This is a genomic window from Flavobacterium poyangense (assembly GCF_011751075.1).
GTDB lineage: Bacteria > Bacteroidota > Bacteroidia > Flavobacteriales > Flavobacteriaceae > Flavobacterium > Flavobacterium poyangense.
In genome coordinates, this window is record NZ_JAALLN010000002.1 from 419042 (window position 1) to 443573 (window position 24532).

Annotated in this window: 18 protein-coding genes and 1 tRNA gene; 4 read left to right on the top strand and 15 right to left on the bottom strand. The window is 33.0% G+C overall.

Annotated features, from left to right (window positions below; genetic code table 11):
• Window positions 1-1099 precede the first annotated feature (1099 nt).
• The 7 genes from G3A47_RS06630 to G3A47_RS06660 form a co-directional block, all read right to left on the bottom strand.
• Window positions 1100-3379, bottom strand: a complete 2280-nt coding sequence (locus tag G3A47_RS06630) for a helix-turn-helix domain-containing protein (protein ID WP_166921397.1) — start codon at window positions 3377-3379, stop codon at window positions 1100-1102.
• Between the two features lie 102 nt (window positions 3380-3481).
• Window positions 3482-4063 (bottom strand): OmpH/Skp family outer membrane protein, encoded by a 582-nt coding sequence (locus G3A47_RS06635; protein ID WP_166921398.1) that lies wholly within the window; start codon window positions 4061-4063, stop codon window positions 3482-3484.
• 244 nt (window positions 4064-4307) lie between these two features.
• A complete protein-coding gene (locus G3A47_RS06640) occupies window positions 4308-5156 on the bottom strand; it encodes a class I SAM-dependent methyltransferase (protein ID WP_166921638.1) in 849 nt (282 codons plus the stop codon).
• An 86-nt stretch (window positions 5157-5242) separates the two neighbouring features.
• Window positions 5243-5707, bottom strand: coding sequence for a GNAT family N-acetyltransferase (locus G3A47_RS06645; RefSeq protein ID WP_166921399.1), 465 nt, complete (start codon window positions 5705-5707; stop codon window positions 5243-5245).
• 232 nt (window positions 5708-5939) lie between these two features.
• Window positions 5940-7811, bottom strand: coding sequence for a tRNA uridine-5-carboxymethylaminomethyl(34) synthesis enzyme MnmG (gene mnmG, locus G3A47_RS06650; RefSeq protein ID WP_166921400.1), 1872 nt, complete (start codon window positions 7809-7811; stop codon window positions 5940-5942).
• A gap of 426 nt (window positions 7812-8237) precedes the next feature.
• Window positions 8238-8657, bottom strand: a complete 420-nt coding sequence (ybeY, locus tag G3A47_RS06655; RefSeq protein WP_166921401.1) for an rRNA maturation RNase YbeY — start codon at window positions 8655-8657, stop codon at window positions 8238-8240.
• Window positions 8654-12043, bottom strand: a complete 3390-nt coding sequence (locus G3A47_RS06660) for a DUF4175 family protein (RefSeq protein WP_166921402.1) — start codon at window positions 12041-12043, stop codon at window positions 8654-8656. Before G3A47_RS06660 ends, ybeY begins: the two co-directional genes overlap by 4 nt.
• Window positions 12044-12206: 163 nt before the next feature.
• Here G3A47_RS06660 and gltX point away from each other — a divergent pair, with 163 nt between their 5' ends.
• Together gltX and G3A47_RS06670 are read left to right on the top strand one after the other, a co-directional pair.
• Complete coding sequence (gene gltX / locus G3A47_RS06665) at window positions 12207-13712, top strand: glutamate--tRNA ligase (RefSeq protein ID WP_166921403.1); 1506 nt, start codon at window positions 12207-12209, stop codon at window positions 13710-13712.
• A gap of 135 nt (window positions 13713-13847) precedes the next feature.
• Window positions 13848-14828: an SPFH domain-containing protein gene (locus tag G3A47_RS06670; RefSeq protein WP_166921404.1), complete on the top strand. Its 981-nt coding sequence runs from the start codon at window positions 13848-13850 to the stop codon at window positions 14826-14828.
• 21 nt (window positions 14829-14849) lie between these two features.
• Here G3A47_RS06670 and G3A47_RS06675 read toward each other — a convergent pair whose 3' ends face one another.
• From G3A47_RS06675 to G3A47_RS06695, 5 genes are all read right to left on the bottom strand, one after another.
• Entirely contained in the window at window positions 14850-15104 is a 255-nt protein-coding gene (locus tag G3A47_RS06675; RefSeq protein WP_166921405.1) for a DUF6327 family protein, read from the bottom strand.
• 3 nt (window positions 15105-15107) lie between these two features.
• Entirely contained in the window at window positions 15108-15458 is a 351-nt protein-coding gene (locus G3A47_RS06680) for a competence protein (protein ID WP_166921406.1), read from the bottom strand.
• Window positions 15459-15587: 129 nt separating this feature from the next.
• On the bottom strand, window positions 15588-15914 hold the full coding sequence (locus G3A47_RS06685; protein ID WP_166921407.1) for a YtxH domain-containing protein: 327 nt from the start codon (window positions 15912-15914) through the stop codon (window positions 15588-15590).
• Window positions 15915-16005: 91 nt separating this feature from the next.
• Window positions 16006-16485, bottom strand: coding sequence for a hypothetical protein (locus tag G3A47_RS06690; protein WP_166921408.1), 480 nt, complete (start codon window positions 16483-16485; stop codon window positions 16006-16008).
• A gap of 1313 nt (window positions 16486-17798) precedes the next feature.
• Window positions 17799-19916, bottom strand: a complete 2118-nt coding sequence (locus G3A47_RS06695) for a glutamine--tRNA ligase/YqeY domain fusion protein (RefSeq protein WP_166921409.1) — start codon at window positions 19914-19916, stop codon at window positions 17799-17801.
• Between the two features lie 109 nt (window positions 19917-20025).
• Here G3A47_RS06695 and folB point away from each other — a divergent pair, with 109 nt between their 5' ends.
• Together folB and G3A47_RS06705 are read left to right on the top strand one after the other, a co-directional pair.
• Window positions 20026-20385, top strand: a complete 360-nt coding sequence (gene folB, locus G3A47_RS06700; protein ID WP_166921410.1) for a dihydroneopterin aldolase — start codon at window positions 20026-20028, stop codon at window positions 20383-20385.
• A 93-nt stretch (window positions 20386-20478) separates the two neighbouring features.
• Window positions 20479-20549 (top strand) — tRNA-Cys (locus G3A47_RS06705).
• Window positions 20550-20947: 398 nt separating this feature from the next.
• Here the strand turns inward: G3A47_RS06705 and G3A47_RS06710 are convergent.
• From G3A47_RS06710 to rnr, 3 genes are read right to left on the bottom strand one after another with little or no spacing between them, the layout of a single operon-like run.
• Window positions 20948-21625, bottom strand: a complete 678-nt coding sequence (locus G3A47_RS06710; RefSeq protein ID WP_166921411.1) for a LysE family translocator — start codon at window positions 21623-21625, stop codon at window positions 20948-20950.
• Window positions 21626-21640: 15 nt separating this feature from the next.
• Window positions 21641-22309 carry a head GIN domain-containing protein gene (locus G3A47_RS06715; protein WP_166921412.1) on the bottom strand — a complete coding sequence of 223 codons (669 nt, stop codon included), beginning with the start codon at window positions 22307-22309 and terminating at the stop codon, window positions 21641-21643.
• 24 nt (window positions 22310-22333) lie between these two features.
• Complete coding sequence (rnr, locus tag G3A47_RS06720) at window positions 22334-24514, bottom strand: ribonuclease R (RefSeq protein ID WP_166921413.1); 2181 nt, start codon at window positions 24512-24514, stop codon at window positions 22334-22336.
• Window positions 24515-24532 lie beyond the last annotated feature (18 nt).

The following is a 24532-nucleotide window of genomic DNA, read 5'->3' on the forward strand; positions in this document are numbered from 1 at the left end:
TCAATACCAAAATTTTATCTCATAAAAGTCTTGTACTTACAATCACTTTGTCCATAAAGCCACCTTCGACTTCGCTCAGGTTGACAACCCTCAAATGATCCAGAAATGAAGTAAAAAAAGTGATTTGAAATGATTTTGCAAGTTTTAAAATCGGCACAATCAACAATCAACAATCAACAATCAACAATCAACAATCAACAATCAACAATCAACAATCAACAATCTAAAATTCCCCCCTCGTTCCACGTGAAAACTATATTTTAAGAAAGTCCTACAAGTTTTTAAACAATTTCTATTGAAAAATCAAAATACAAGATTTAAGGCGTTATTTTGGTTTCGAACGAAGCCTAAGTTGTTTAATTAAAAAAATAAGCAACAGCGGCTAAAAAATACCATTCTGCCGTTGGTTTTAAACTAAACTACCATTCTATTTCTAAGTAAACGATTATTTACGTTTTACAAGTAAATAATGCCGAAGGCGCCGCTTTTTTTTCGAAAAATCAAACTAATCCGGGAAAGTATCTTCTTCAGAGCTATAATCGCAACGAAAAGCACTAGCTACAAACATTAAAAGTAAATCTAACAACCTAATACATTTAAAATTATGCTATTATCTAACATCACTTTATGTTTCCATTTAAATTAAAATGTCAACCTGAGCGAAGTCGAAGGCTACATTAGAAACGTCACATCTTTCCCAATTCCTTTCTTTACAAATCTAAAATTCAACAGTCTAGATTACGCTATCTAATCTGAAAAACAAATCGGTTTCGCAAAGTTATAGTTCCCTAAATTCGCAATCTTAGTTTAATCCTAATTTGTCATTTCAATTTCATCTATTGTTCCTATTTACTCAAGAAGTCATTATGTGCAAATAAATTATATAAAACATTATAAATCAAACAATTAAATAACAAATATAGCCAAAAATAAAGCGAAACAAATATAAAAACAAGTAGTCCACACATGTTTTTAAAGCCAATTGCACCGAAATCTTATTAGTTATTCCAAATGTTCCACGTGAAACATCAACTAACTAAAAGAACCGTAACTCATTCACCCCAAATTATTGGAATTTGGAATTTAAAAAAGGAATTTTTTAATTGATACTCGCTTTAAACATTTTAAGCTCATCCCATGTAAACTCATCACCGTATTTTTCCTTCAATGGATTAAGTGATTCTTCCTGATAAAACTGAAAAGCTTCTCTCAAAGCCAGTATTTTATCATAAGGCAAAACCTCTGAAATTTCCACTTTTTTAGCCTGAATTAATTTGACGAAATGCATTTCGATTGTCTGTACCGTTAGCTTCCTAATTCGGGCAATATCCTGAATAGAATTCTTCTCTATCCACAGCTCATGAGTTTCTTCAATCGTAGTTTTTTTAACTGCTTTGGGTTCATTTTTATCCAGTTTTTTTGAGGTATAACGGATAACCGGTTCATCGGTTTTAAAGATGTCGGTATTGGCCATTTTAAACTCTTCCCTGATCTTTTCCAGCTTATTTACTTTGAAGTTTTTAATAGCAGAAGAGCTCAATTTTTCTTTGCAAATTGTTTCTCCGGCTACCACAATTTCAATCAATAATTTGGCTTTCATAAGACGCAAAACAGCTTTTGTTTGCAAATCATCCAGAAAAGTCAGCTCTTCGTAAAATTCTTTCACTTTTTTAAACTTCTGAATTTCAGCCATTTTATGTAAAATATCCGTAACCAATTTGTCCATTGGGCCGAAAAAGTAATCGTAAGCAGCCACTACTCTTTCCTGAACAAAATACAAATCGACCGTTTCTTTACTAAAAATTTTATTCAACTGCTGAATAAACTTTTGTGCAGGATCTACAAGCTGTTCTATTGTTTCTAACCGCTTGTGCGCCCAAATGGCATGTTTCGCTTTTTCCGAAGTAGCTGCATTTTCGTTGTAACTAAAGCGATGATTGCGCCATTCTTGCGCCAAATCAGACCAATTAAAACTGTTAATCAGATAGTTGTGGATAAAATTCTTCGTTTCAAAGTGCAAGGATTTCTCCAAAATTTCTTCGGTGGCTTTGTTCAAAGCATAATCCATCACATCCTGATCGTTAGAAATACCATTCATTCGCATCGGAGAAAGCAAAATAAGCCCTTTTAAGGACCTTAAACGCGATAATGCTACATAGGCCTGCCCGGGAAGAAAAACTTGCGATACATCAAGCGCTGCTTTGTCAAAAGTCAATCCCTGGCTTTTATGCACGGTAATAGCCCAGGCCAATTTGATCGGGTAATGCGCAAATGTGCCCAAAATTTCCTCTTCGATCTCTTTGGTGAGCTCGTTTACTTTGTAACGGATGTTTTTCCATTCGTACTTTTCAACTTCAATCGTTTTATTTTCTTCGGGGAAATGCACAAAGATCTCTTCCGGCGAAAGGGATTTGATAACCCCCATTTTCCCATTAAAATAACGCTTTTCAAAAGACAAATCATTTTTAACAAACATCACCTGTGCACCTACTTTGAGCTTTAGATTCTCTTCAACCGGGAAGATTTTTTCAGGAAAATCACTTACAACAGACGGCAAAAAGGAATATTCATTACCTGCTAAATCATTTATTGCCTGCTCGTTAATCGAATCTGCTTTGGCATTATGTGTCGTCAAAGTGACATATCCCGGATTACTCTTCAAATCAAAATCGGGCTGCACATATTCGTTTAAAAACTCCACATCAGCAGGTGAAATCTGATTGTTGCGAAGGTTATTCAATACCGAAATAAAAGCATCATCTGTCTGTCGGTAAATCTTAGATAATTCAATATACAAGGGTGGATTTTGCTGCAGTACATGCGAATGAAAGAAGAATTTTCCCTTGTAATAATTGCGTAAAGTTCGCCATTCTTCATCACGAATTACAGGCGGTAATTGCAATAAATCACCAATAAAAAGTACCTGAACCCCACCAAAAGCATACGAATTTCTGCGCACAGTCTGCATCATAAAGTCAATGGCATCAAGCACATCGGCACGCAACATACTTACTTCATCTATGATCAGTAACTCCATGTTTCTGATTACACTACGCTTTACATTATTCATTTTAAAATGCCTGCGCAAGGTCTCTTTAGTCTCAAATTTAACCGTTTCCGTAAACTGCGGATTGGCTTCAAAAGAAGGAATAAAAGTGGCAAAAGGCAGTTGAAACATCGAATGAATGGTCACACCACCGGCATTTAAAGCCGCAATTCCGGTTGGTGCAACTACCACGGTATTCTTGTGAGTTGTGGCAATAATTTCCCGCAAAAGTGTCGTTTTACCCGTTCCGGCTTTACCTGTAAGGAAAATCGACTTCTGTGTTTGATTGATAAATTGTAAAGTATAAGCAGCTGCTTCTGAGACGTTTTGCATTATGGCTTCTATTGAAAAACTAAAAGTATTGTATTTTTTATAAAAGAAAAAAACCTAAATCCAAATAGATTTAGGTTTCCAACATTTAGTTCGTTTTGTGTATTATTTTTTAGCTTCCGCTCCTTCTTTTGCAGGGGCTTTTGCGTCTGTTTTTGGTGCAGATTTGTACTTGTCGTTCAACTCTTTAACGATTGCTTTTGTAATATCATATTTGTCTTCAGCATACAAAACTGTTGCCGCATCACCAGTACCATAGATGTAAGAATAACCGTTTTTCTTACCGTATTCTTTGATGAATTTTTTCACTCCACTTACCAAAGAATCCATTTCTACACCACTTTCTTGTTGCAATTGCTGAGATAAAGCTTGTTGAGCATAACCCAATTGTTGCTCTCTTTTTTGCAATTCAGCACCTCTTTGTTGTGCCCATGCTTGTCCGTTTGCTTGTGCCTGACTTTGAAAATTAGCAGCGTCTTGTTTAAAACGAGTAATTTCAGCTTGTAGTTGTCTTCCCTTTTCTTCTGCTTGAGATTTGTATTTTGCTTCAAGATCTTTTGCTTCAGTGTACTCTTTCATTAAAACCGAGGTATCAACGTAAGCCGTTTTTACTTCTTTAACTTCTGCTGTTTTACCACATGAAACAACTAAAATTGAAACCGCGATAATTACTAATGCTTTTTTCATTTCTTTAATTTCTATTTTTTTAATGTTGAAGACAAAAATATAAAAAAATAAATAGCATCAACATAAAGTTTAAAAAATGCTCTTTTTTTCTTGTATCAATTTTTGTTATCGGACTTAAGTTATGTATAATTTACTGTTATTAATAATGGATTCTATAGCTTGTTTTTAAGCAATTTTCTAAAAAAAGACATATTCAGAGTCCTTTTTACCTAAAAGTATCGCTAAAACACGCTTAAAATGAGTTTTAAGTGTTTTTTAGCACGTAAATGTGCGAAGAATATTCCATCGTACGTCTGGCTTTTAGATTTGACTTCAAACCTACCAAAAAAGCGCTGATATAATTCATTTTTCCGGTTTTGTACTTTTCGGATAATAAGCTCACATAAAAAGAATCAAATTTCATCGGAAGTACCTTTTCCAATTTCATATCGACTTTTTCAAAAAGAGATTGAATCGCTTTTTTAGAAAAATGCCAAAAATGAATTGGCACATCATATGCTGCCCAAAACGCATCATAATGTTTCGCGTCATACGATTTAAAATTTGGAACCGCAACAATTAAAGTTCCAGTTGGTTTTAATAAACGTTTCAATTCCTGAATTTGCAACTCCAAATTTGGAACGTGTTCTAAAACATGCCACATGGTAATCACATCAAAAGAATTATTTTCAAGAATGCTAATTTCATCGACAAATGAAATTCCTTTTTTTATTGCAATTTCTTTAGCTCTTGGACTCGGTTCTACTCCAATCGTTTCCCAACCGTCATTTTTTGCAGTTAGCAAAAAATCACCCGTTCCGGCACCAATGTCTAAAATCCTGCCTTTTTGAGATTGCTCCGTATTAATCAAATTCAACTTATTCTTTAAAGCTATATTTTTCACAAAATGATAAGCCTTTTCAAATAACGAACGTTTGTTGTCTGTGTGCGAAATATAATCTTCACTTTCGTAATACTTTCCTAAATTTTCTAAATCCGGTTGCGGAGATGTAATCAACATGTCCAGGTTTTCATCATAATACAATTCAAAAATTTCTTTAGAAACTGAATGGTCTTTTACAGTAAGAAAGTGTTTTTTATTTAAAACGTTCATTTTATAAATATTGGTGTTTTGATTTAATTCTACAGCAAACCCTAAAAATGAAAAATTCACTTTTAGGGCTTGTTCTATTTACTCTTTTAATATTTCCAATTTATTTTGACAGCGGACATTTTTTCGCTTTCAAATCTTTTTCCTTTTATCACCTCAAATCCGTTTTTGATATAAAACGACATCGGAGATCTATATTTTTCTTTGTTACGCTTTAGATCAGTTTCATGATCGATCACCCAACCATTCAAACTTCTTTTATTCTTTTTTAATTCATTCATCAAAAACGAGCCGTTTCCACTACCTTGAAAATCGTTATCCAAAATTATGGCAAACCAATCTTCTCCTTCTCTTAAAAAAGTAAAAGCCCAACCACTGATGTTGTTCACATCATCAATCAACAAATAATGATTCTTTTCAACTAATGCGTTCAAATACGAATCAAAATCATCCATTGTTTGATAATTTAATTTCAACGGATATTCATTATTCCAAAGTTGCAACACTGTTTCCTTATCCTGCAATGATAAAACTTCTTTCTTAATTATCTTCATCTGCAAACAACAAAAAAATACTTAGATACATTTCTTTACAAAATAGTTTCACGTGGAACACTTTTTTTAATTTTAGATTGTTGATTTTAGATTTTAGATTTCAGATTAAATCGACATGGGATAAAAAAATCCAACTCTGAAATTCCAAATTCCAAATTCCAAATTCCAAATTCCAAATTCCACAATCTAAAATCTAAAATCTAAAATCTAAAATCTGAAATCCCCTCTCCTCTTATCTACCCATATAAATCAATAACACCGAAATATCACTCGGAGAAACTCCGCTGATTCTTGATGCTTGAGAAATAGTTACCGGACGGATTTTGCTTAACTTTTGTTTTGCTTCAATCGACATGGATTTAATTTTGTTGTAATCAAAATTTTCAGGGATTTTCACCTCTTCCAGTCTTGTCAATTTGTCCGCATTATTTCGTTCTTTTTCGATGTAGCCCGAATACTTCACCTGAATTTCGGCTTGCTCTAAAATTTCCTGATCCAGATTATGTTCTGCAACATATTCTTTCACTTTCTCAAATTTCATGATATCTTCCAAATCAATTTGCGGACGGGAGAAAACTTTAAACATTTTATCACCTTGCGTAATCAATGCCGTTTCTTTAGATTCCAAAATAGGATTTGCCTCTCCAACCGAAACACTTGTTTCTTTGAAAAAGGCAACCATCTTTTCTGACTCGTTTAATTTGTGTTCCATTCTGCGCAAACGCTTTTCAGAAGCCAGACCAATTTCGTGTGACATTGGTGTCAATCTAAAATCAGCATTGTCCTGACGCAACAATGTTCTATACTCTGCTCTCGATGTAAACATACGATACGGTTCCTCTGTACCTTTCGTAATGAGGTCATCAATCAGAACTCCGATATAAGCTTCATCGCGTTTCAAAATCAATGGCGCTTTTTCGTGCACTTTTAAATGCGCATTAATTCCGGCCATCAATCCTTGCGAAGCTGCTTCTTCATATCCGGTTGTTCCATTTATTTGTCCTGCAAAATACAACCCTTCAACCAACTTTGTTTCCAAAGTATGTTTCAATTGCGTTGGCGGGAAATAATCATACTCGATCGCGTAACCTGGACGGAAAAATTTCACGTTCTCAAAACCGGCCACAGAACGCAATGCTTTAAACTGAATATCTTCCGGAAGCGAAGTCGAAAATCCATTCACATAAACCTCACAAGTATTCCACCCTTCCGGTTCCACAAATAATTGATGACGCTCCTTATCAGCAAAACGATTAATCTTATCTTCTATCGAAGGACAGTATCTCGGGCCGATACTTTTTATACGACCGTTGAACATTGGTGAACGATCAAAACCAGATCTCAAAATATCATGAACATCCAATGACGTGTACGTCATGTAACACGATCTCTGATGAACCAATGGTGCTGTCACATCTGAATACGAAAACTTATCCGGTTTCGCGTCACCTTTCTCTTCATTCATTTTAGAATAATCCAAAGAACGTCCATCAACTCTTGGTGGCGTTCCTGTCTTCATTCTTCCTGCTTCAAATCCTACCTGAACCAAATCTTCTGTAATTCCGAATGCAGCACTTTCACCCGCTCTTCCTCCACCAAACTGTTTGTCCCCAATATGAATCAAACCATTCAAAAAAGTCCCATTTGTCAAAACCACAGACTTCGCACGAATCTCAATTCCAAGCGAAGTTTTCACTCCTTTGATTCTTCCATTCTCAATAATCAAACCTTTCACCATCTCCTGGTAGAAATCCAGATTTGGAGTTCCCTCCAACATCATTCTCCATTCCTCGGCAAAACGCATACGATCACTTTGAACTCTTGGCGACCACATTGCAGGTCCTTTTGATTTGTTCAACATTTTAAATTGAATTGCCGTCCGATCCGAAACAATTCCGGAGTATCCTCCGAGCGCATCGATCTCACGAACAATCTGTCCTTTTGCAATTCCACCCATCGCAGGGTTGCAAGACATCTGTGCAATGTTCTGCAAACTCATTGTAACCAATAGCGTTTTTGATCCCAAATTTGCGGCCGCTGCCGCGGCCTCGGAACCAGCATGGCCTGCACCAACCACAATAACATCGTATTCTTCTAAAAACATTTTGCTTTATTATTCTCCGGAAACCCTTTAAGGTGGCACCCAGAATTAACTTTATATTCATTTGTTCCACGTGGAACGCAATTTTTTAAATTCCAAAAAAAGAAAATCTAAATCCCAAAATCTCTTCTACACGCTTAAAGCTTCATTCTTTATATCTCATTTTTCAAGTTTCACGTTCCGAATTTCAAGTTCAAAACTTTACTTTTCGCAACTCATTACTTACAAAAAAATCACAATATATACTGTTCCACGTGGAACCAAATCGATCTCAAAAATCAAAAAACAAACGTTCCACGTGGAACGTTTTATATTTTGCTTCGTAAATTCTATACATCTTTCACGTGGAACACTCTCAAAATATATGGAAACATCAGCGATATGTTTCACGTGGAACACCAAATTTTAAACTTAAAAAAGATGTTTAAGTTATAGTTCCACGTGGAACATGGCAATTTTTTCGTCTTCTTTCGAGCGCATTAATTCGGCATCTGCATCCGACTTATCTTTGTATCCACAGTAATGTAAGATACCATGAGCTAAAACACGCTTCAATTCTTCTTCAAAAGAAACATTAAAATCTTTAGCATTATCTGCTACTCTTTCAACAGAAACAAAAATATCTCCGTTTAATTCGTTACCAACGGTGTAATCAAAACTGATAATATCTGTTAGTGTGTCGTGATCCAGATACTCAACATTTATCTTATGAAGATATTCATCGTCACAAAAAATGTAATTTATCTCTCCCTCATTTTTGTTTTCAGAAACAATTACAGCACTCAACCAATCAGTAAAGGCTTCTTCGTTGTCTAAATTAAATTCTGTTTCGTAATTAAAATTGATCATTTTGTATTAAAATATTCTTGAACCTTTTGATTAAAATTCGAGCGCAAAGGTAGTGATTGTCTATTTAAAATCTCCACACTGTTTAAATAATCCAATAACGAGCTTGGCAGCGCATTAGTTCTATTTGTAAATTCGGCTTTATTTGTTTCAGATTGGCGCTTGGTATCTTGTCCTTGTTGCTGCACTGCATTGTTTAATTTTAGTAATTCTTGTTGAATATTTAATATTCTCTGCAAGTTTTCATTTTTAAAACCTTTGTTCAAAAGTTGCTTTTCAGATTGTTTCATCTGCTCAATAACAGATCTCCCTTGAGAATCTAATCCTTGTTTAGCCAATTCTTTTTGCAAGGCTTCACGAAGTTTAACCTGTTCTTTATAAATTTCCATTATGGCTTCAGCATCTCCTTCACCATCTTCTCCTTCTTTTCCATCCTTTTCTCCTTTACCATTTTGATTTCCTTTGCTTCCACCATTCCCGCTTTTACCATCTTTTCCTTGTCCATCCTTACCTTGTCCGCTTTGTCCCTGACCCGATTTTCCGTCTTTACCTTCACCCGGTTTTTGTCCCGGTTGATTCCCCGGCTTCATTCCTTCTTTCATTTTCTCCCCCAATCCTTTTTGCTTTTGAATAATATCCGGTAACTGCATTCCTTGTCCATCACCTGGTTTTGGCTTTCCACTTCCCGGTTTTGACATAGACATCTGCATGTTGTTTAATAAATCACTTAAAAAATCTGCTAATTTATTGGCAGAAGAAACAGCATACTGTTGGTGCGAAACTCCTTTTGGAACCTGAACATCTGTCAAAGATTCAATAGCTTTATCAATGTTGTATTGTACATTTCCAATTTCTTTAGTTACATCTTCAGCTACTTTCGGATTTCTTAAAGACAAAGCAAACAAACTATCATCAACATGTTTGAACTGTTGTTTTAGATTTTGCTGTACTTTAATGTTCTTCGTATAAATAGAAGATCCCAACTTCATCGATCTAAATTGTTTCATCACATCTTCCTGAGATAAAGAATATGCTAAAAGATTATCCAGAATCTGACGAAGCATTGCCACATCTTCTTCCATCTGATCTTTCTCTTCTCCTTCCATTCCGGACTTCATATCCTGTGCTAAACTTTTCATTTTCTTAGCCGCACTTTTCTGTTTTGGTTTAGCACCAGCAGTACTCTTTTTATTCAATTCATCAGAAGCTTTATTCAAATCGTCTTTCAAATCTTTTTCTTTTGAAGCATCCGAAGGAATATCTAAAGGAGATTTTAATGATTTATTCTCCTCTTTTAAATTCTTTAAATCTTCTTGAATTTTATCAAATGCCTTATTAATCTCTTCTTGTTTATCAGCAGTATTTTCTTTTTCTTTATTCGAAAGCTGTTCTTGCTTCTCAGAAAGCTTGTCTAATTTATCTGCAACTTGTTCTGCTTTCTTTGAAACATAAAAACGTTTTGTTAATTCAACCAGTTGTTCTAAATTTCTGGATTGGTTTTTACTGATCTGTTTGAACTTTTCCATTTTATCAAACAACTCTTCGTTATTTAATTTATCGTTTAAGTTCTTCAGTTCGTCTAATAACTTTTGATTTTTCTCTAAATCCTTATCTGCATTTTCTAAACGCTTTTGCAAATCTTCAGCCGTTTTATCCTTTTTATCTTCTTTGAATTTATCCAAATTCTTGTTCATCTTTTCCGCAAATTGCTTCATCAATTCATCCTGCTGCTTCTGACGTTTGAGAAACTCATTTATCTTTTGCTGGTCTTTGAACTCTAAATTATCTTTCTCTTTACCTGCATTCTGAATCTTATCCATTTCAGAAAATTGCTTGTTTTGATTCTTTAAAGATTTTTCTAAACTATTAATATTCTGATTTTGCTGCTGCAATTCTAAATCATGAACTTCATCTGTTGTAGCCACTCTATCTGAAAAAACAGAAGACTTTGTGCTTTTGAAATTATGAGGAGCGTCATTGTCAAAAATCTCAAAATAGTATTCATAGGATACTCCTTCTTCTACAGCCAGATTACTAGGAAAAGAAAAAACGAACTGATCAAAAACAGCTTGCTTTACGGGAATGGTTCCACGTTTGGCAGTCTGTGGTTTGTTGCGTTCGTAATAAACAATCTGTAGTTTTGATAAACCATAGTCATCACCCAATCTTCCTAAAACATAATTCTTATCTAACTTCAAACTATCCGGTGCCGGAGCAACATTGATCGTTGGATGCTGATCTTTGATAACAGACAGTTGATAATCCAGTTTTTCGTAGTTTTTAACCTTATTATTGGAGGTAAGAATTTGATATTCTGTATTTTGACCTATATTTTTACTCAATTTAAACAGATTTTCGGCTTTATTGAACTTAAAAACTGATTTTTCGTCTTTCCAAACGATCTCTTCCGTAGCCTGAGTGTTCATCCTCCATGTTACTAAAGTACCTTCCGGTACGATAGCATTTCCGGTTCCTTGAATCGTTTCTGACTTTTTCTTTAAGTACGATGGGAAGTTTAATACCATTTCAAAATTAGCAATGGATGGAACTGTGATCACTTTCAATTCATATTCCTCAGACGAAACAGTATTCCCTTCAAAAGAAAAAGTTACATTCTCTACTGGTTTCTCAATCTTAAATTCAAATTTTCCCGGTTGGGAAGATTCCATAAAATAGCTTTCATCGCCAATATGAATCATCACATTCTCGGGAACAATCTTTCCAACAGATTCCATTTTCACAACAAAATCTTTGTTCTGTTCTGTTTGCAAATTCTGATTTAGCACCACAAATTTGAAAGGAGCCGGTGGTAAAAAAGTAGCATTAAAATGAACAACCCTATTTAAACTTTGAGAAATAATAGTACTGTTCCCTGAAATATAAAACACAGCAAAAAGCAAAATTGGAATCAATGCCAATGGCAAATATTTTTTATTTGAACTAAAATTAATGGCATTTCCAAATGGAATCGGTTGCAATGAATTTGCTTTTTGCTCTATAGAAGCCAATATTAATTCTGAACTTTCGACCGAATTTTCAGAAGCAGATAATTGTAAAAAGTTGGTTAGTTTATCACTTACTTCTGTAAAATGATTTCCAATAATAGCAGAAGCCTGATTGTAATCTATTCCTTTTTGAAGTTTGAATAACTTAAAAACCGGAAATAAAATAAAACGAAACAAAAGGAAAACTTCTACTCCGATAAAAAGCCAAAACAAAAGTGTTCGTCCCACTGGTTTTAACCAAAGGAAATACTCAATAAAAAGTGTAATTAAAAAATACAAAAGACCAAAACCGGTAAAAAGAAGAATTCCTTTTATAAGTTCATTGGTATAATACTTTTTAATAAAGGCTTCGAGCTTTAGATATATGGCAGACGTTGTTTTCAAAATGAATCTGTTTTATTTATAACCTATAAAAGTACGAATTATAGTGATTTAAATTCCAAAAAAAGAAATTCCAAATTCCAATACTCTTACTGTCTTGGAATTTGGAATTTTAAAAATTTGGGATTTAACTAATATCGTATCTTTGCATCAAAATTTCAAACAAATGTCAAAGCAAGTTCGGGTGCGTTTTGCACCAAGTCCAACAGGGCCATTACATATTGGTGGTGTTCGTACTGCCCTATTTAATTATTTATTTGCCAAAAAAAACAATGGCGTTTTTTATCTAAGAATTGAAGATACCGATCAGACTCGTTTTGTTCCCGGTGCCGAAGCTTATATAATGGAAGCACTAGAATGGTTGGGAATTGCTCCAGAAGAAACCGTTGGGAAAAATGAAAAATTTGGTCCGTACAGACAAAGTGATCGTAAAGCATTGTACCAGGAATATGCAGATCAATTGATCAATTCGGGTTGGGCTTATTATGCTTTTGATACTCCGGAAGCACTTGATGCTTTGAGAAAAGAACATGAAGCAGATGGAAAAACATTTATTTACAACCATCACAATCGTGAAAAATTAGAAACATCACTGGTAATTTCTGCTGACGAAGTTTCAAAAAGAATTGCAAATGGCGAACATTATGTAATCCGTTTTAAGACTCCGGTTGATGAAACTTTACACTTAAAGGACATCATTCGTGGAGATGTTAAGTTTGAAACGAATCTTCTTGATGATAAAGTTTTATTCAAAAGTGACGGAATGCCTACCTATCATTTGGCCAACATTGTTGATGATCATTTGATGGAAACTTCCCATGTAATTCGTGGTGAAGAATGGTTGCCTTCTATGCCACTTCACGTTTTATTATACCGAGCATTTGGATGGGATGCCCCGGAATTTGCTCATCTACCTCTGATTTTAAAACCAGTTGGTAACGGAAAATTATCAAAAAGAGATGGTGATAAATTAGGATTTCCTGTGTTTCCACTAGAATGGAAAACTGAAGATGGTATTTCTTCCGGTTACAGAGAGAATGGATTTTTCCCGGAAGCCGTTCTAAATTTCCTTGCCTTGTTGGGATGGAATGACGGAACAGATAAAGAATTATTTTCATTAGAAGAACTTGTAGCCGCTTTTGACTTAAACAGAGTTCATAAATCGGGAGCAAAATTTGATCCTGAGAAAAATAAATGGTTCAATCATCAGTATTTAATCAAACAAAATAATGCTGATTTAGCGAAAGCCTTTACTCCTATTTTAGAAGAAAAAGGGTTCTCTCCTTCGCTCGAACTGACAACTCGCATTGTATCTTTAATAAAAGAACGTGCTCATTTTGTTTCTGAATTTTGGGATCTGACTGACTTCTTTTTTCAAGCCCCAACTTCTTACGATGAGAAAGCAAGCAAAAACTGGAAGGAAGAAACACCAGCTTTGATGCAGGAATTGATCTCTGTTTTAGAAAATATTGAAGATTTTACTTCCGTTACTATCGAAACAATCGTCAAAGATTGGTTAACAAAAAACGAAATCGGAATGGGTAAAGTGATGCAACCTTTCAGGCTAAGTTTGGTTGGAGCTTTAAAAGGTCCTCACCTATTTGACATTGTTGAAATCATTGGAAAAGAAGAAACGATTTCGAGAATTCAGAAAGCAATAAGTTCTCTATAAAACTAACTTTGGATCAAAAATAAACGCTAAGAAACATCGCTTAAAAATGTTCTTAGCGTTTTTTTAGTATTGTAAAAAAATAAATCCGAGGAATTTTCGTAATTTAACGCACCATAAAATTAAATCAGTATCCCTATGTACACACCATTTATTATCATTTTAGTATTTGCGTTCTTTATTTTAATGTCTTCCTTTTTTACTGTGAAACAACAATCTTCAGTAGTTATAGAAAGATTTGGAAAATTTTTGAGCGTGAGAAATTCAGGATTACAGTTGAAAATCCCGATCGTTGACAGATTAGCCGGACGCGTAAATCTTAAAATTCAACAGTTAGATGTTATCATCGAAACCAAAACCAAAGACAATGTTTTTATCAAAATGAAGGTTTCGGTTCAGTTTAAAGTTATCCAGGAAAAAGTATACGAAGCTTTTTATAAACTGGAATATCCACATGATCAAATAACTTCTTATGTGTTTGATGTTGTACGTGCTGAAGTTCCGAAACTAAAATTGGATGATGTTTTTGAAAGAAAAGACGATATTGCTGTTGCAGTAAAACGTGAGTTAAACGAAGCAATGGCTACTTATGGATATGACATTATCAATACTTTGGTAACTGATATTGATCCGGATATCCAGGTAAAAAATGCAATGAACAGAATTAATGCTGCTGACAGAGAGAAAACTGCAGCTGAATTTGAGGCAGAAAGTTCAAGAATCAGAATCGTTGCCAAAGCAAAAGCCGAAGCTGAAAGTAAGCGTTTACAAGGACAAGGTATTGCAGATCAGCGTCGTGAAATTGCAAGAGGTCTAGTAGAAAGTGTTGAAGTTTTGAACAATGTTGGAATTAATTCTCAAGAAGCTTCTGCCTTAATTGTTGTTACACAACATTATGATACTTTGCAAGCCATTGGTGCTGATGCTAATTCTAATTTAATACTTCTTCCAAATTCTCCACAAGCCGGAAGTGATATGTTGAATAATATGGTAGCCTCTTTTACCGCTTCTAATCAAGTAGGTGAAATGATGAAAAAAACCAATAAAAAAATTGAAAAATCTAAACCTATTCAACCGCAATCAGGTTACGAAGATGACATAAATTCGGAAGAAAAATAATTACAAAAACAAAAAAGAGGCTTAATTGCCTCTTTTTTTATTGATAAACCACCCAATTATATAGGGTAAAATAGATTGCAAAATAGTTACATAAGAGTTCGAAAAATACTCTTTGTAAGATGAGAAAAATCCGTTTACTATATTTTGAGGGGTAATACTTTCTTTTGATTTCTGAAAACTCAAAACTAACTTCTGGTAATTTATCTCTTTTTCGAGTTTCAATATCTCTAAATCTCGTTCGATTTCGGCATACGAAGCGTATTTTTTTGTTTCCATAAATTAATCGTTAAAAAAGATTTCTGAAAATTTCTCCAAAATTGGTCCTTCAACAAACTTATCTTTAATAAAGAAAAGCAAAATTGTTGCTACCAAATACATCCCTCCCACTATTAAAAATCCTAAAGTATAACTTCCGAACATTGCACTAAAAGCAAAAGCAAGCGCCACAGAACCAAACAACAAAACCATACCCACGCAAAGCAAAATTAAAGTAAACTTAAAAATTAGCGTTGTAGATTTCATTGCTACTTTAAAACCCCAAAGTTTATAGTATGCCAAGTGACTCTCTAAATATTCTTTAGCCTGATCCTGCATATTTTCGGTATGTTCTTTTAATTCTTCAAAAGCCATAATTCGATTTTTAGTTAAATAATAAAGCACAAAACGCACTTTTAAAATTGCAATTTACTTATTAAAAGTAACCCAATAAACTTGAAATGCAATCTATTAAAAAATTCGTTTTGTGCCTGACTTAGAAATTTACTTTTGAAGCTTTGCGTTTTGCGCTTTCAAATCTGCAAGTTTAGATTCTAAAAATGAAATTACTTCTTCTGTTTTGTAACTCATATTTGAAAGTAAATCTTCATATGTTCCGTCAAGATTCTTTTTTGCATGTGTGAACTTTTCACGCAACACTTCAGAACTTGCTTCCAATGAATCTTTCAAATTATGTGCTGCATCATCTAAACCCTCTTTAAGTTTTGCTCGTGTTTTAGATCCTTTATCCGGAGCAAATAAAATTCCTATTGCGGCTCCTACTGCTGCACCGGCTACAATTGCAGCGATGGTATTTGATTTATTAGACATACTATTTATATTTAAATGATTAATAAAGATACTTCTTTTTTAAGCTATAATTTACTGATTAAAAGAAATTTACAAAAATGTAACAAAGCAATTAATATACGTAAGCAACAGCTTCATATTTTCCATTACCTTTTTCCACAATACTTACAAACGGATAACCTTTTAACGCTGATTTAGTTTTTATCAACATTGCGGTTTGTTTTTGTTGAGCACTTGGCTGCTCCCCTTTTGTCTTAACCGAAACTCCGGAAAAGTTTGCTGCCTTTTTTAAACCTACTGTTTTTTCCTGTGGTAAAACCTGAACCAATTTGTAATCTGATTTTGAATCAACTATTACTCGATCAGAAATTTTTTGAGTTTGACTGGTTTGTTTGTTTGTAACTTGTGAAACAGCAAACTTGCTAATTTTCATTTCTTCAGTACTTCCGTTCAAAGAATAATAAATTAAATCATTTTCATTTTTGATGAAATTAACATTCAATTGTTCACCATTGTGTTTTGTAATTTGATGTGTCTGAGAAATTGCTATGTTAGCAAACAATAACGCTACTGTAAAATATACTATTTTCATAAATATCAGATTTAAAATTAAAAACTAAAAATAATTACTAACCTTTAGTACAATCGTAAAAATACCAACTTTATAAACAATTGTATGTTAATAACCCGTTAAACTAAGAAAAAGGAAGAAAAAAACTTAAATAAAGCCCTTAAATCAACAATAATTTAAAATTCAACTACTAACATAAAAGAAAACAGAAAGCAGCTTACAATAGAATTATGAAGGCCTCTTTTAATCAAAAACAATTATTAAAATTAAAAAATCAATAATTTTTAACAATAATCATTAAAAACTACTATAATTAATTTTAAAATCATTAAAATTGATACAATATTAAACTGCATATTCCAGCCATTTTTTCTTCATCAAAATTAACAAATTGATCAAGAATTAGAAAACCAACTGTATTTTCAACTTTCCAAATAATTTTATAGTAATAAATCAAAAAAATGAAGCTAAAAAAGATCAAAATCAAAATAAAGCTTCTCAATTAATGATTTTTCAAAAGATGATAAATGAATTAGAAGAAATTAAAAAAGGTCTTAAAATTAATTTATGGAGGTTAATTTTAATCATCTAAAATTATTAAATATAAATTTATAATAGTTTTATACAATAATAAACAAAAACACAAATAATACTAATATCTATAATCAAAACTGATACATTCGCTAAAAAAACATTTTCGAACTAATTTTACTTTTATTACCTAAAATTTCCAAGATCGAGTCAGTTCTTAACTTTATAAGCAATTTGGCACTTCTAAGCTCAAAAACAATCTAAAATTAGAGTAAAATTTAAATAAAGCTCTTATTTGAAGGATTTATTAGAAAAGGATTTATTAGTCAGAAGAAATAAAATAATACCTTAAAATTAATTTATAGAAGTCAATTTTAATAAAAAATATTTATTAAAATAATAAAATTAATAATTATACTAAATGATATACAAAATTTAATAAAAACTTTATTTTGATAATTAAAACTTATGTTTCTTCTGAAAAACGAATCCAACTACATTTTGCTACTAAAAAATAGAGCAAAAGTCAAAAAAAGAGATAGAATTCTCCACTTTATAAACAATCTAATGTTGATAACCAAAAAAGTATAACAAAACTGACCTTAAAATTAAAATAAAGCCACTTATTCAATGATTTTTTAAAAGACAACTTAGGAGTCGGAATAAACTAAAAAACACTTTAAAATCAATTTATGAAAGCTATTTTTAATATTGAAAAATTATTAATTATTAAATTTCAATAGAAAAACTAAATAATAAAAAAAAAGCGCTTTAATAAGCGCTTTTAATAAATAATATTGATACTATTTCTTTACCATTTCTCCGAGAATTTCAATTTCTCTCTCAGAAGCATTTTTTGGAGGATTAGTATTTAATTTCAAAATGTCCTCTTCAAAATGATTTCTGAACGTTTCATTTTCCAGATCTCTTAAATTCAAAAGTGCTTTTGATCGAACATAAGTCGATTCACTTCTTAAAGACATTGTATATAATTTTTTGATTTCTTCATCCTCAAAATCAGAAGACTTTAAACTTGAATATTTCAAAATAAACTGAGCAAATAACAAAGAACTCTTATTATTATTGGTATTTTTCTTTACAGAATTTTGCAATAAAGAAAAACTGGAAATAGTTGCGATGCTCTCCCCTATTGCATTTTCAATTGCAAGACGTTCTGCTTTAGTCTCAACTTTAAAGTATTTATTAATATCTTTTAAAGAATTATTAATACTGTTTTCTTCTTTTTTACCTTTTTCTTCCCAGGCATCTTTTAGTCCAACTGTTTTGTTAAATACTAATTTTGAAGCAGTTGAATCTTTATCAACAGTAAAATAACCTAAACGTTGAAACTGAAATTTATCTTCATTTTGTGCTGTCGCCAAACTCGGTTCTACATAACCTGTAACGATTTCCAATGAATTTGGATTGACAAAATCTAAGAAGTTTTTGTCTTTATAACCATCCGGAGCTTCATCTGTAAACAAACGATCGTACATACGAACTTCTGCTTCAACAGCATGAGCAATAGAAACCCAATGTAAGGTTCCTGACACTTTTCTCTGGCTTGCTTCTGTTCCACTTCCGCTCAAACTATCGGTATCGTAGGTTACATGAATCTCTGTAATATTACCTGCTACATCTTTTATAACACTTTCACCTTTAATTATATAGGCATTTTTAAGACGTACTTCTTTTCCTAAAGTCAAACGGAAATATTTAGCCGGAGCCTCTTCTAAAAAGTCTTCTCTTTCTATAAACAATTCACGTGAAAAAGGTACTTTTCTAAAACCGGCACTCTCATCTTCCTGATTGTTTTCGGCTTCTAACCATTCTTCTTTTCCTTCCGGATAATTTGTAATAACTAATTTCACAGGATCTAAAACAGCCATTACACGAGGTGCAATTTTGTTCAGATCTTCGCGAATGCAAAACTCTAAAACTGATACATTAATCAAATTATCACGTTTTGCAATACCAATTGTATTAGCAAAATTACGCAAAGAAGCAGCGGTATATCCTCTTCTTCTTAATCCTGAAATAGTAGACATTCTCGGATCATCCCAACCGTTAACATGTTGTTCTTTAACTAATTGTTGTAATTTTCTTTTACTTACAACAGTATGTGAAAGATTACGTCTGGCAAATTCTCTTTGCTTCGGACGCAATTTAGTACCATCTAAAATCTGATCTAAAAACCAATCATACAATTCACGGTGTGGCAAAAATTCAAGTGTACAAAACGAGTGTGAAATCTGTTCTAAATAATCACTTTGTCCATGTGCCCAATCGTACATTGGATAGATTTTCCAGGTATCACCTGTTCTATGATGATGTTTGTGCAAAATCCTGTACATAATAGGATCACGCATCAACATATTAGTAGATTTCATATCTATTTTTGCACGAAGAATATGTGTTCCGGCTTCAAATTCGCCGTTTTTCATTCTCTCAAATAAATCTAAATTTTCTTCAACAGAACGGTTTCTATACGGACTATCAACACCTTCAGTAGAAGGAGTTCCTTTTTGAATGGCCATATCTTCAGAAGACTGACTGTCAACATAGGCTTTATTATTTTTAATTAATAAAACAGCCCAATCATACAATTGTTGAAAATAATCTGAAGCATAACGTTCTTCTGACCAGGTATATCCTAACCATTCTACGTCTTTTTTAATTGCATCAACAAATTCCTGCTCTTCTTTTTCCGGATTAGTGTCATCAAAACGTAAGTTAACAGGTGACTGATAATCAAGTCCTAAACCAAAATTTAATGCAATAGAACTTGCATGTCCAATGTGTAAATAACCGTTTGGTTCGGGTGGAAAACGAAAATGAAGTTTGTTATTTGACAGACCTGATTTCAGATCTTCTTCTATGATTTGTTCAATAAAATTGAGTGATTTCTCTTCTGATGCCATTATTTTATAGTAATTTTAGCAAAGATAAAAAAAAGGTTTCAGGTTTCAGGTTTAAAGTTGTTTTAGTCGCAGTAAACCTGAAACTTAAAACTTGAAATAATACAATAAAATGGGAGTTATAAAATTAAAAAACATCCGTACTTTTTCGTACCATGGTTGTTTAATTGAAGAAGGAAAAATTGGATCTGATTACACAGTAGACCTAAAAATTAAAGCTAATTTACAAAAATCAGCAACTACAGATCACTTAGCTGACACGGTAGATTATGTACATTTGAACAAAATTGTAACCGAAGAAATGGCCATTCGTTCGCATTTATTAGAGCATGTAGCCAAAAGAATCGTACTTCGTGTCCTGGAAGAGATAAAATCAATAGAAAAAACTACGGTTTGGGTTTCTAAAGTAAATCCTCCTATTGGTGGTGATGTTGAGACGGTTACCATAAAAATGACGGAAACCAGAAAGTAATCCTTTTTAGAAAAGAAGTATTTTTTTAAAATTCTTCACTTTAAACTTTTGAAATTTAAAGATTTTAGTTACTTTTGCCATCCGTTCAAGTACGGCGTCGTGGCCGAGCGGCTAGGCTGGGCTCTGCAAAAGCTCCTACTCCGGTTCGAATCCGGACGATGCCTCAAAAACCTTCAAAGCAATTTGAAGGTTTTTTTTATGTCTAATTTTTTCGCAATCTTGTCATTCCGAAGAAGGAGGAATCACACCTGAAACTCCGTGCAGAATGTCGCCAATCTTTGTCGAAATACTACTGTGACTCCTCCTTCTTCGGAATGACAACGAAATGGATATGATTCCTAATTCTTCGGAATGACAAAGAAACGGGCGTAATTTCTCCTTCGTCAAAATTGATGCATAAATTCATTTAAGTTTTCTTTCCTTTTTTTATTATTCTGTACTTATTAACATTATTTAAACCTGACAGGTTTTAAAAACCTGTCAGGTGTTGTCTACAAGTATAAAGCATAAAAAAACCTCTCAAATTGAGAGGTTTACTATTTTTATATAAATGACAGTCTATTTATTTTTCAATCTTTTCAAAAGCATTTTTTACCATTTCTTTTTCTTTAGGGAACCAACCTTGCACTATTAAAACTACCCCGAAAACCATTAAAACTACACTAATAATTTTTTTAATTTTTAAGATATTAATAGGTGTCATTTTAGACTTTAATTGTTTAGCTAACAATATTTTAATACAATCTACAGCTAAATAAGTTATGATAACCGAAGTAAAAAAAGTCATCATTCTGGGAGTCTGCATTTGTAATTTTGGACCAACAGAAATAATAACGGCTAACCAAAAACCAAGAACACCAATGTTAATAACATTCAACAAAAAGCCTTTTACAAACAAACTGGCATAGTTTCTTTTTATAATATCACGATCAATTTCTTCGTCGTTGATTTTTTCTTCTTTCTTTAATTTTACAAAAGAAATAATACCATAGGCCAACATAATAATTCCACCAAAAATAAAAAGTGCGGGTTTATCTTTTAAGCTCTGAATGAGTCGATAACTCCCTAAATAGGCAATGGCTATAAAAAAAATATCACCTAATACTACTCCAAAATCAAAGACTATTGCGGCTCTGAATCCTTTTGTAATACTGGTTTCCAGTAATATAAAAAATACCGGACCTATCATAAAGCTCAGAAAAAGTCCCCACGGCAGTCCGGCTAAAATATCATTTATCATTCAAATACAATTAATTTACTTTACTTCTTCAATTTTTCCTCCGAAAACCGTTTTCTGATTAATTTGCTTTGGTTTTCCATAAATGTAAATAGAGCCTCCTGCGCTTACTTTTGCATCTACAAGGGTCGAAGCATTCACATCTGCTTTTCCTCCCGCAGAAACGCTTACTTTCGTTTGAGAGGTATTTAATTTACTAGCCAGAAGATATCCTCCTGCACCTAAACTTGCATCTTGATTAGCAGCTTTACCAGATAAAGTGATTTCACCCCCTGAAACTGAACTTACATTTAGTTTATCAACATTTAATTCTACATTGATTTTTCCGCCTTCCTGAGCACTAACTTTAAAAGAAGTTGCTTTTATAACATCTTTACCATTTACAACTGCTCCTTCATTAACATCTATAAGTTCAAGATGTTTATAATACAATGTAATATCCAAATCATTACCGGATAACAACTTTGGAAAAGGCATTCTTAATTTTAATAATCCTTTTTTGTTAACAACTTCTACTTCTGCTTCACGTGTCCCTTTTATTACAATTTTATTCTCAGAGGACGCTACTAATTTTACTGTCAGTTTATCAAAAACTTTTACAGAATCAAAATCTCCTAATTCTTTGGTTACCTGTCCAAAAGACAATTGTGCAAACAGTATTGCAACACCTATAATCCATTTTTTCATGTTTCTACTTTTTAAATTAAACCACTATTCTGCTCTTCGCAAAAAATGAAAATCTAATTGTTTTTTAACCAAATCTGCATTTTTTACTTTAACGTAAATTTCATCTCCTAATTGTAAAATACTGTCTGATGTCGCACCAACTAAGGCATACTGTTTTTCATCAAAAGTATAATAATCGTCTTTTATTTCGCGAATTCGTACCATTCCTTCACATTTGTTTGAAACGATTTCGACATAAATTCCCCATTCTGTAACACCCGAAATAACACCCAAAAATTCTTCGTCCTGGTGATCCTGCATGTATTTTACCTGCATGTATTTAATACTATCACGTTCAGCATTAGTTGCTAAATTTTCCATATTGGAACAATGCAAACATTTTGTTTCATACACTTCTTCGTCTACAGATTTTCCATTATCTAAATAATACTGCAATAAACGATGCACCATAACGTCGGGATAACGACGAATTGGTGAAGTAAAATGGCTGTAATAATCAAAAGCCAGACCGTAATGACCAATATTATCAGTCGAATATTTGGCTTTACTCATACTTCTAATGGCAAGAGTATCAATTAAATTCTGCTCTTTTTTACCATTTACTTCTTCCATCAGAGCGTTCAGAGATTTTGAAATATCTCCTTTGTTTCTAAAGTCAATTTTATAACCAAACTTCGCAATAACAGATTGCATCGCAATTAATTTATCTTCATTTGGCTCATCGTGAATTCTGTAAACAAATGTTTTCTTTTGTTTTCCAATGTATTCTGCTACTTTTCGGTTGGCTAAAAGCATGAATTCTTCGATCAGATGATTGGCATCTTTTGACACTTTAAAATAAACTCCTTCCGGTTCCCCTTCTTCATCTAAATTAAATTTGACTTCCACTTTATCAAAAGAAATAGCGCCATTTGCCATTCTTTTTCTTCTTAAAATCTTCGCTAATTCATCTAATTTTAAAGTAGCCTGAACAATTTCATCCGAAACTAAATAAGAACTTCCGGTAATTGAAATATCAACCGGGATAGTATGATCTTTTGTTTCAATGATATACTGCGCTTCTTCGTAGGCAAATCGCTGATCAGAATAAATTACAGTTCTACCAAACCATTGGTTCATAACTTGTGCATTTTCTGAAATTTCAAAAACAGCAGAGAATGTATATTTTTCTTCATTCGGTCGTAACGAACAGGCAAAATTAGACAAAACTTCCGGAAGCATTGGCACTACTCTGTCTACTAAATAAACAGAAGTAGCACGTTGATACGCTTCATCATCTAAAATAGTTCCTTCTTCGAGATAATAGGAAACATCGGCAATATGGATTCCGATTTCATAATTTCCATTCTCTAACTTTTTAAAAGACAAGGCATCATCAAAATCTTTTGCATCTTTTGGATCTATCGTAAACGTAAGTGTATCACGCATATCACGACGTTTTGCAATTTCAGCTTCCTGAATGGTAGTGTCTATCTTTTGTGCATACACCTCTACCTCTACCGGAAAATCTGCCGGTAAGCCGTATTCTGCTAAAATAGCATGAATCTCTGTATTATGTTCTCCCGGTTTTCCTAAAACACGAACAACAGAACCAAACGGACTATCTGCTCTTTTTGGCCAATCTTCGATCGTAACCAAAACAACATCACCATTTTCAGCTTCGCCAATTTTATCTTTGGGAATAAAAATATCCGTATACATTTTAGGATTTGCTGTAGCAACAAAGGCGAAATTAGCCTGAATGTCAATAACTCCGACAAAATCGGTTTTATCTCTTTCTATAACTTCAATCACCTCACCTTCAGGTCTTTTTCCTTTTCTTCGGTTGTAAACGTATACTTTAACTTTGTCTTTATCCAGAGCACGATTCAAATTATTCGTTGGAATAAAAACATCTTCTGCAAAATCAGGACAAATGAAATAAGCTGTCTTACGGCTTGTCATATCAATTGTTCCTTCGTAGTAATCCTGACTGATTGCTTTGATTAAATACTTACCTGGTTCTGATTCTATTATTTTTTTTGAAGCAGCCAAAATCTTTAAATCTTTTATAATCTGATTTCTGCTTTTGGTATCGTCAAGTTCTAACTTTGCTCCTATCTGTTTGTAATTAAATGCTTTATTAGGGCTTTGCGATAAAATTTTTAGTATTTTTCCGGAGAAATCTTTCTCATTTTTTATCGGCTTTCTAATTTTCTTACTCATATATCTTTTCTTATAAGG

What these genes read in the sequence shown, in the direction of transcription:
- G3A47_RS06630 (WP_166921397.1), bottom strand. Translation starts at nt 3,379, where the DNA reads ATGCAAAACGTCTCAGAAGCAGCTGCTTATACTTTACAATTTATCAAT.
- G3A47_RS06635 (WP_166921398.1), bottom strand. Translation starts at nt 4,063, where the DNA reads ATGAAAAAAGCATTAGTAATTATCGCGGTTTCAATTTTAGTTGTTTCA.
- G3A47_RS06640 (WP_166921638.1), bottom strand. Translation starts at nt 5,156, where the DNA reads ATGAACGTTTTAAATAAAAAACACTTTCTTACTGTAAAAGACCATTCA.
- G3A47_RS06645 (WP_166921399.1), bottom strand. Translation starts at nt 5,707, where the DNA reads ATGAAGATAATTAAGAAAGAAGTTTTATCATTGCAGGATAAGGAAACA.
- mnmG (WP_166921400.1), bottom strand. Translation starts at nt 7,811, where the DNA reads ATGTTTTTAGAAGAATACGATGTTATTGTGGTTGGTGCAGGCCATGCT.
- ybeY (WP_166921401.1), bottom strand. Translation starts at nt 8,657, where the DNA reads ATGATCAATTTTAATTACGAAACAGAATTTAATTTAGACAACGAAGAA.
- gltX (WP_166921403.1), top strand. Translation starts at nt 12,207, where the DNA reads ATGTCAAAGCAAGTTCGGGTGCGTTTTGCACCAAGTCCAACAGGGCCA.
- G3A47_RS06670 (WP_166921404.1), top strand. Translation starts at nt 13,848, where the DNA reads ATGTACACACCATTTATTATCATTTTAGTATTTGCGTTCTTTATTTTA.
- G3A47_RS06675 (WP_166921405.1), bottom strand. Translation starts at nt 15,104, where the DNA reads ATGGAAACAAAAAAATACGCTTCGTATGCCGAAATCGAACGAGATTTA.
- G3A47_RS06680 (WP_166921406.1), bottom strand. Translation starts at nt 15,458, where the DNA reads ATGGCTTTTGAAGAATTAAAAGAACATACCGAAAATATGCAGGATCAG.
- G3A47_RS06685 (WP_166921407.1), bottom strand. Translation starts at nt 15,914, where the DNA reads ATGTCTAATAAATCAAATACCATCGCTGCAATTGTAGCCGGTGCAGCA.
- G3A47_RS06690 (WP_166921408.1), bottom strand. Translation starts at nt 16,485, where the DNA reads ATGAAAATAGTATATTTTACAGTAGCGTTATTGTTTGCTAACATAGCA.
- G3A47_RS06695 (WP_166921409.1), bottom strand. Translation starts at nt 19,916, where the DNA reads ATGGCATCAGAAGAGAAATCACTCAATTTTATTGAACAAATCATAGAA.
- folB (WP_166921410.1), top strand. Translation starts at nt 20,026, where the DNA reads ATGGGAGTTATAAAATTAAAAAACATCCGTACTTTTTCGTACCATGGT.
- G3A47_RS06710 (WP_166921411.1), bottom strand. Translation starts at nt 21,625, where the DNA reads ATGATAAATGATATTTTAGCCGGACTGCCGTGGGGACTTTTTCTGAGC.
- G3A47_RS06715 (WP_166921412.1), bottom strand. Translation starts at nt 22,309, where the DNA reads ATGAAAAAATGGATTATAGGTGTTGCAATACTGTTTGCACAATTGTCT.
- rnr (WP_166921413.1), bottom strand. Translation starts at nt 24,514, where the DNA reads ATGAGTAAGAAAATTAGAAAGCCGATAAAAAATGAGAAAGATTTCTCC.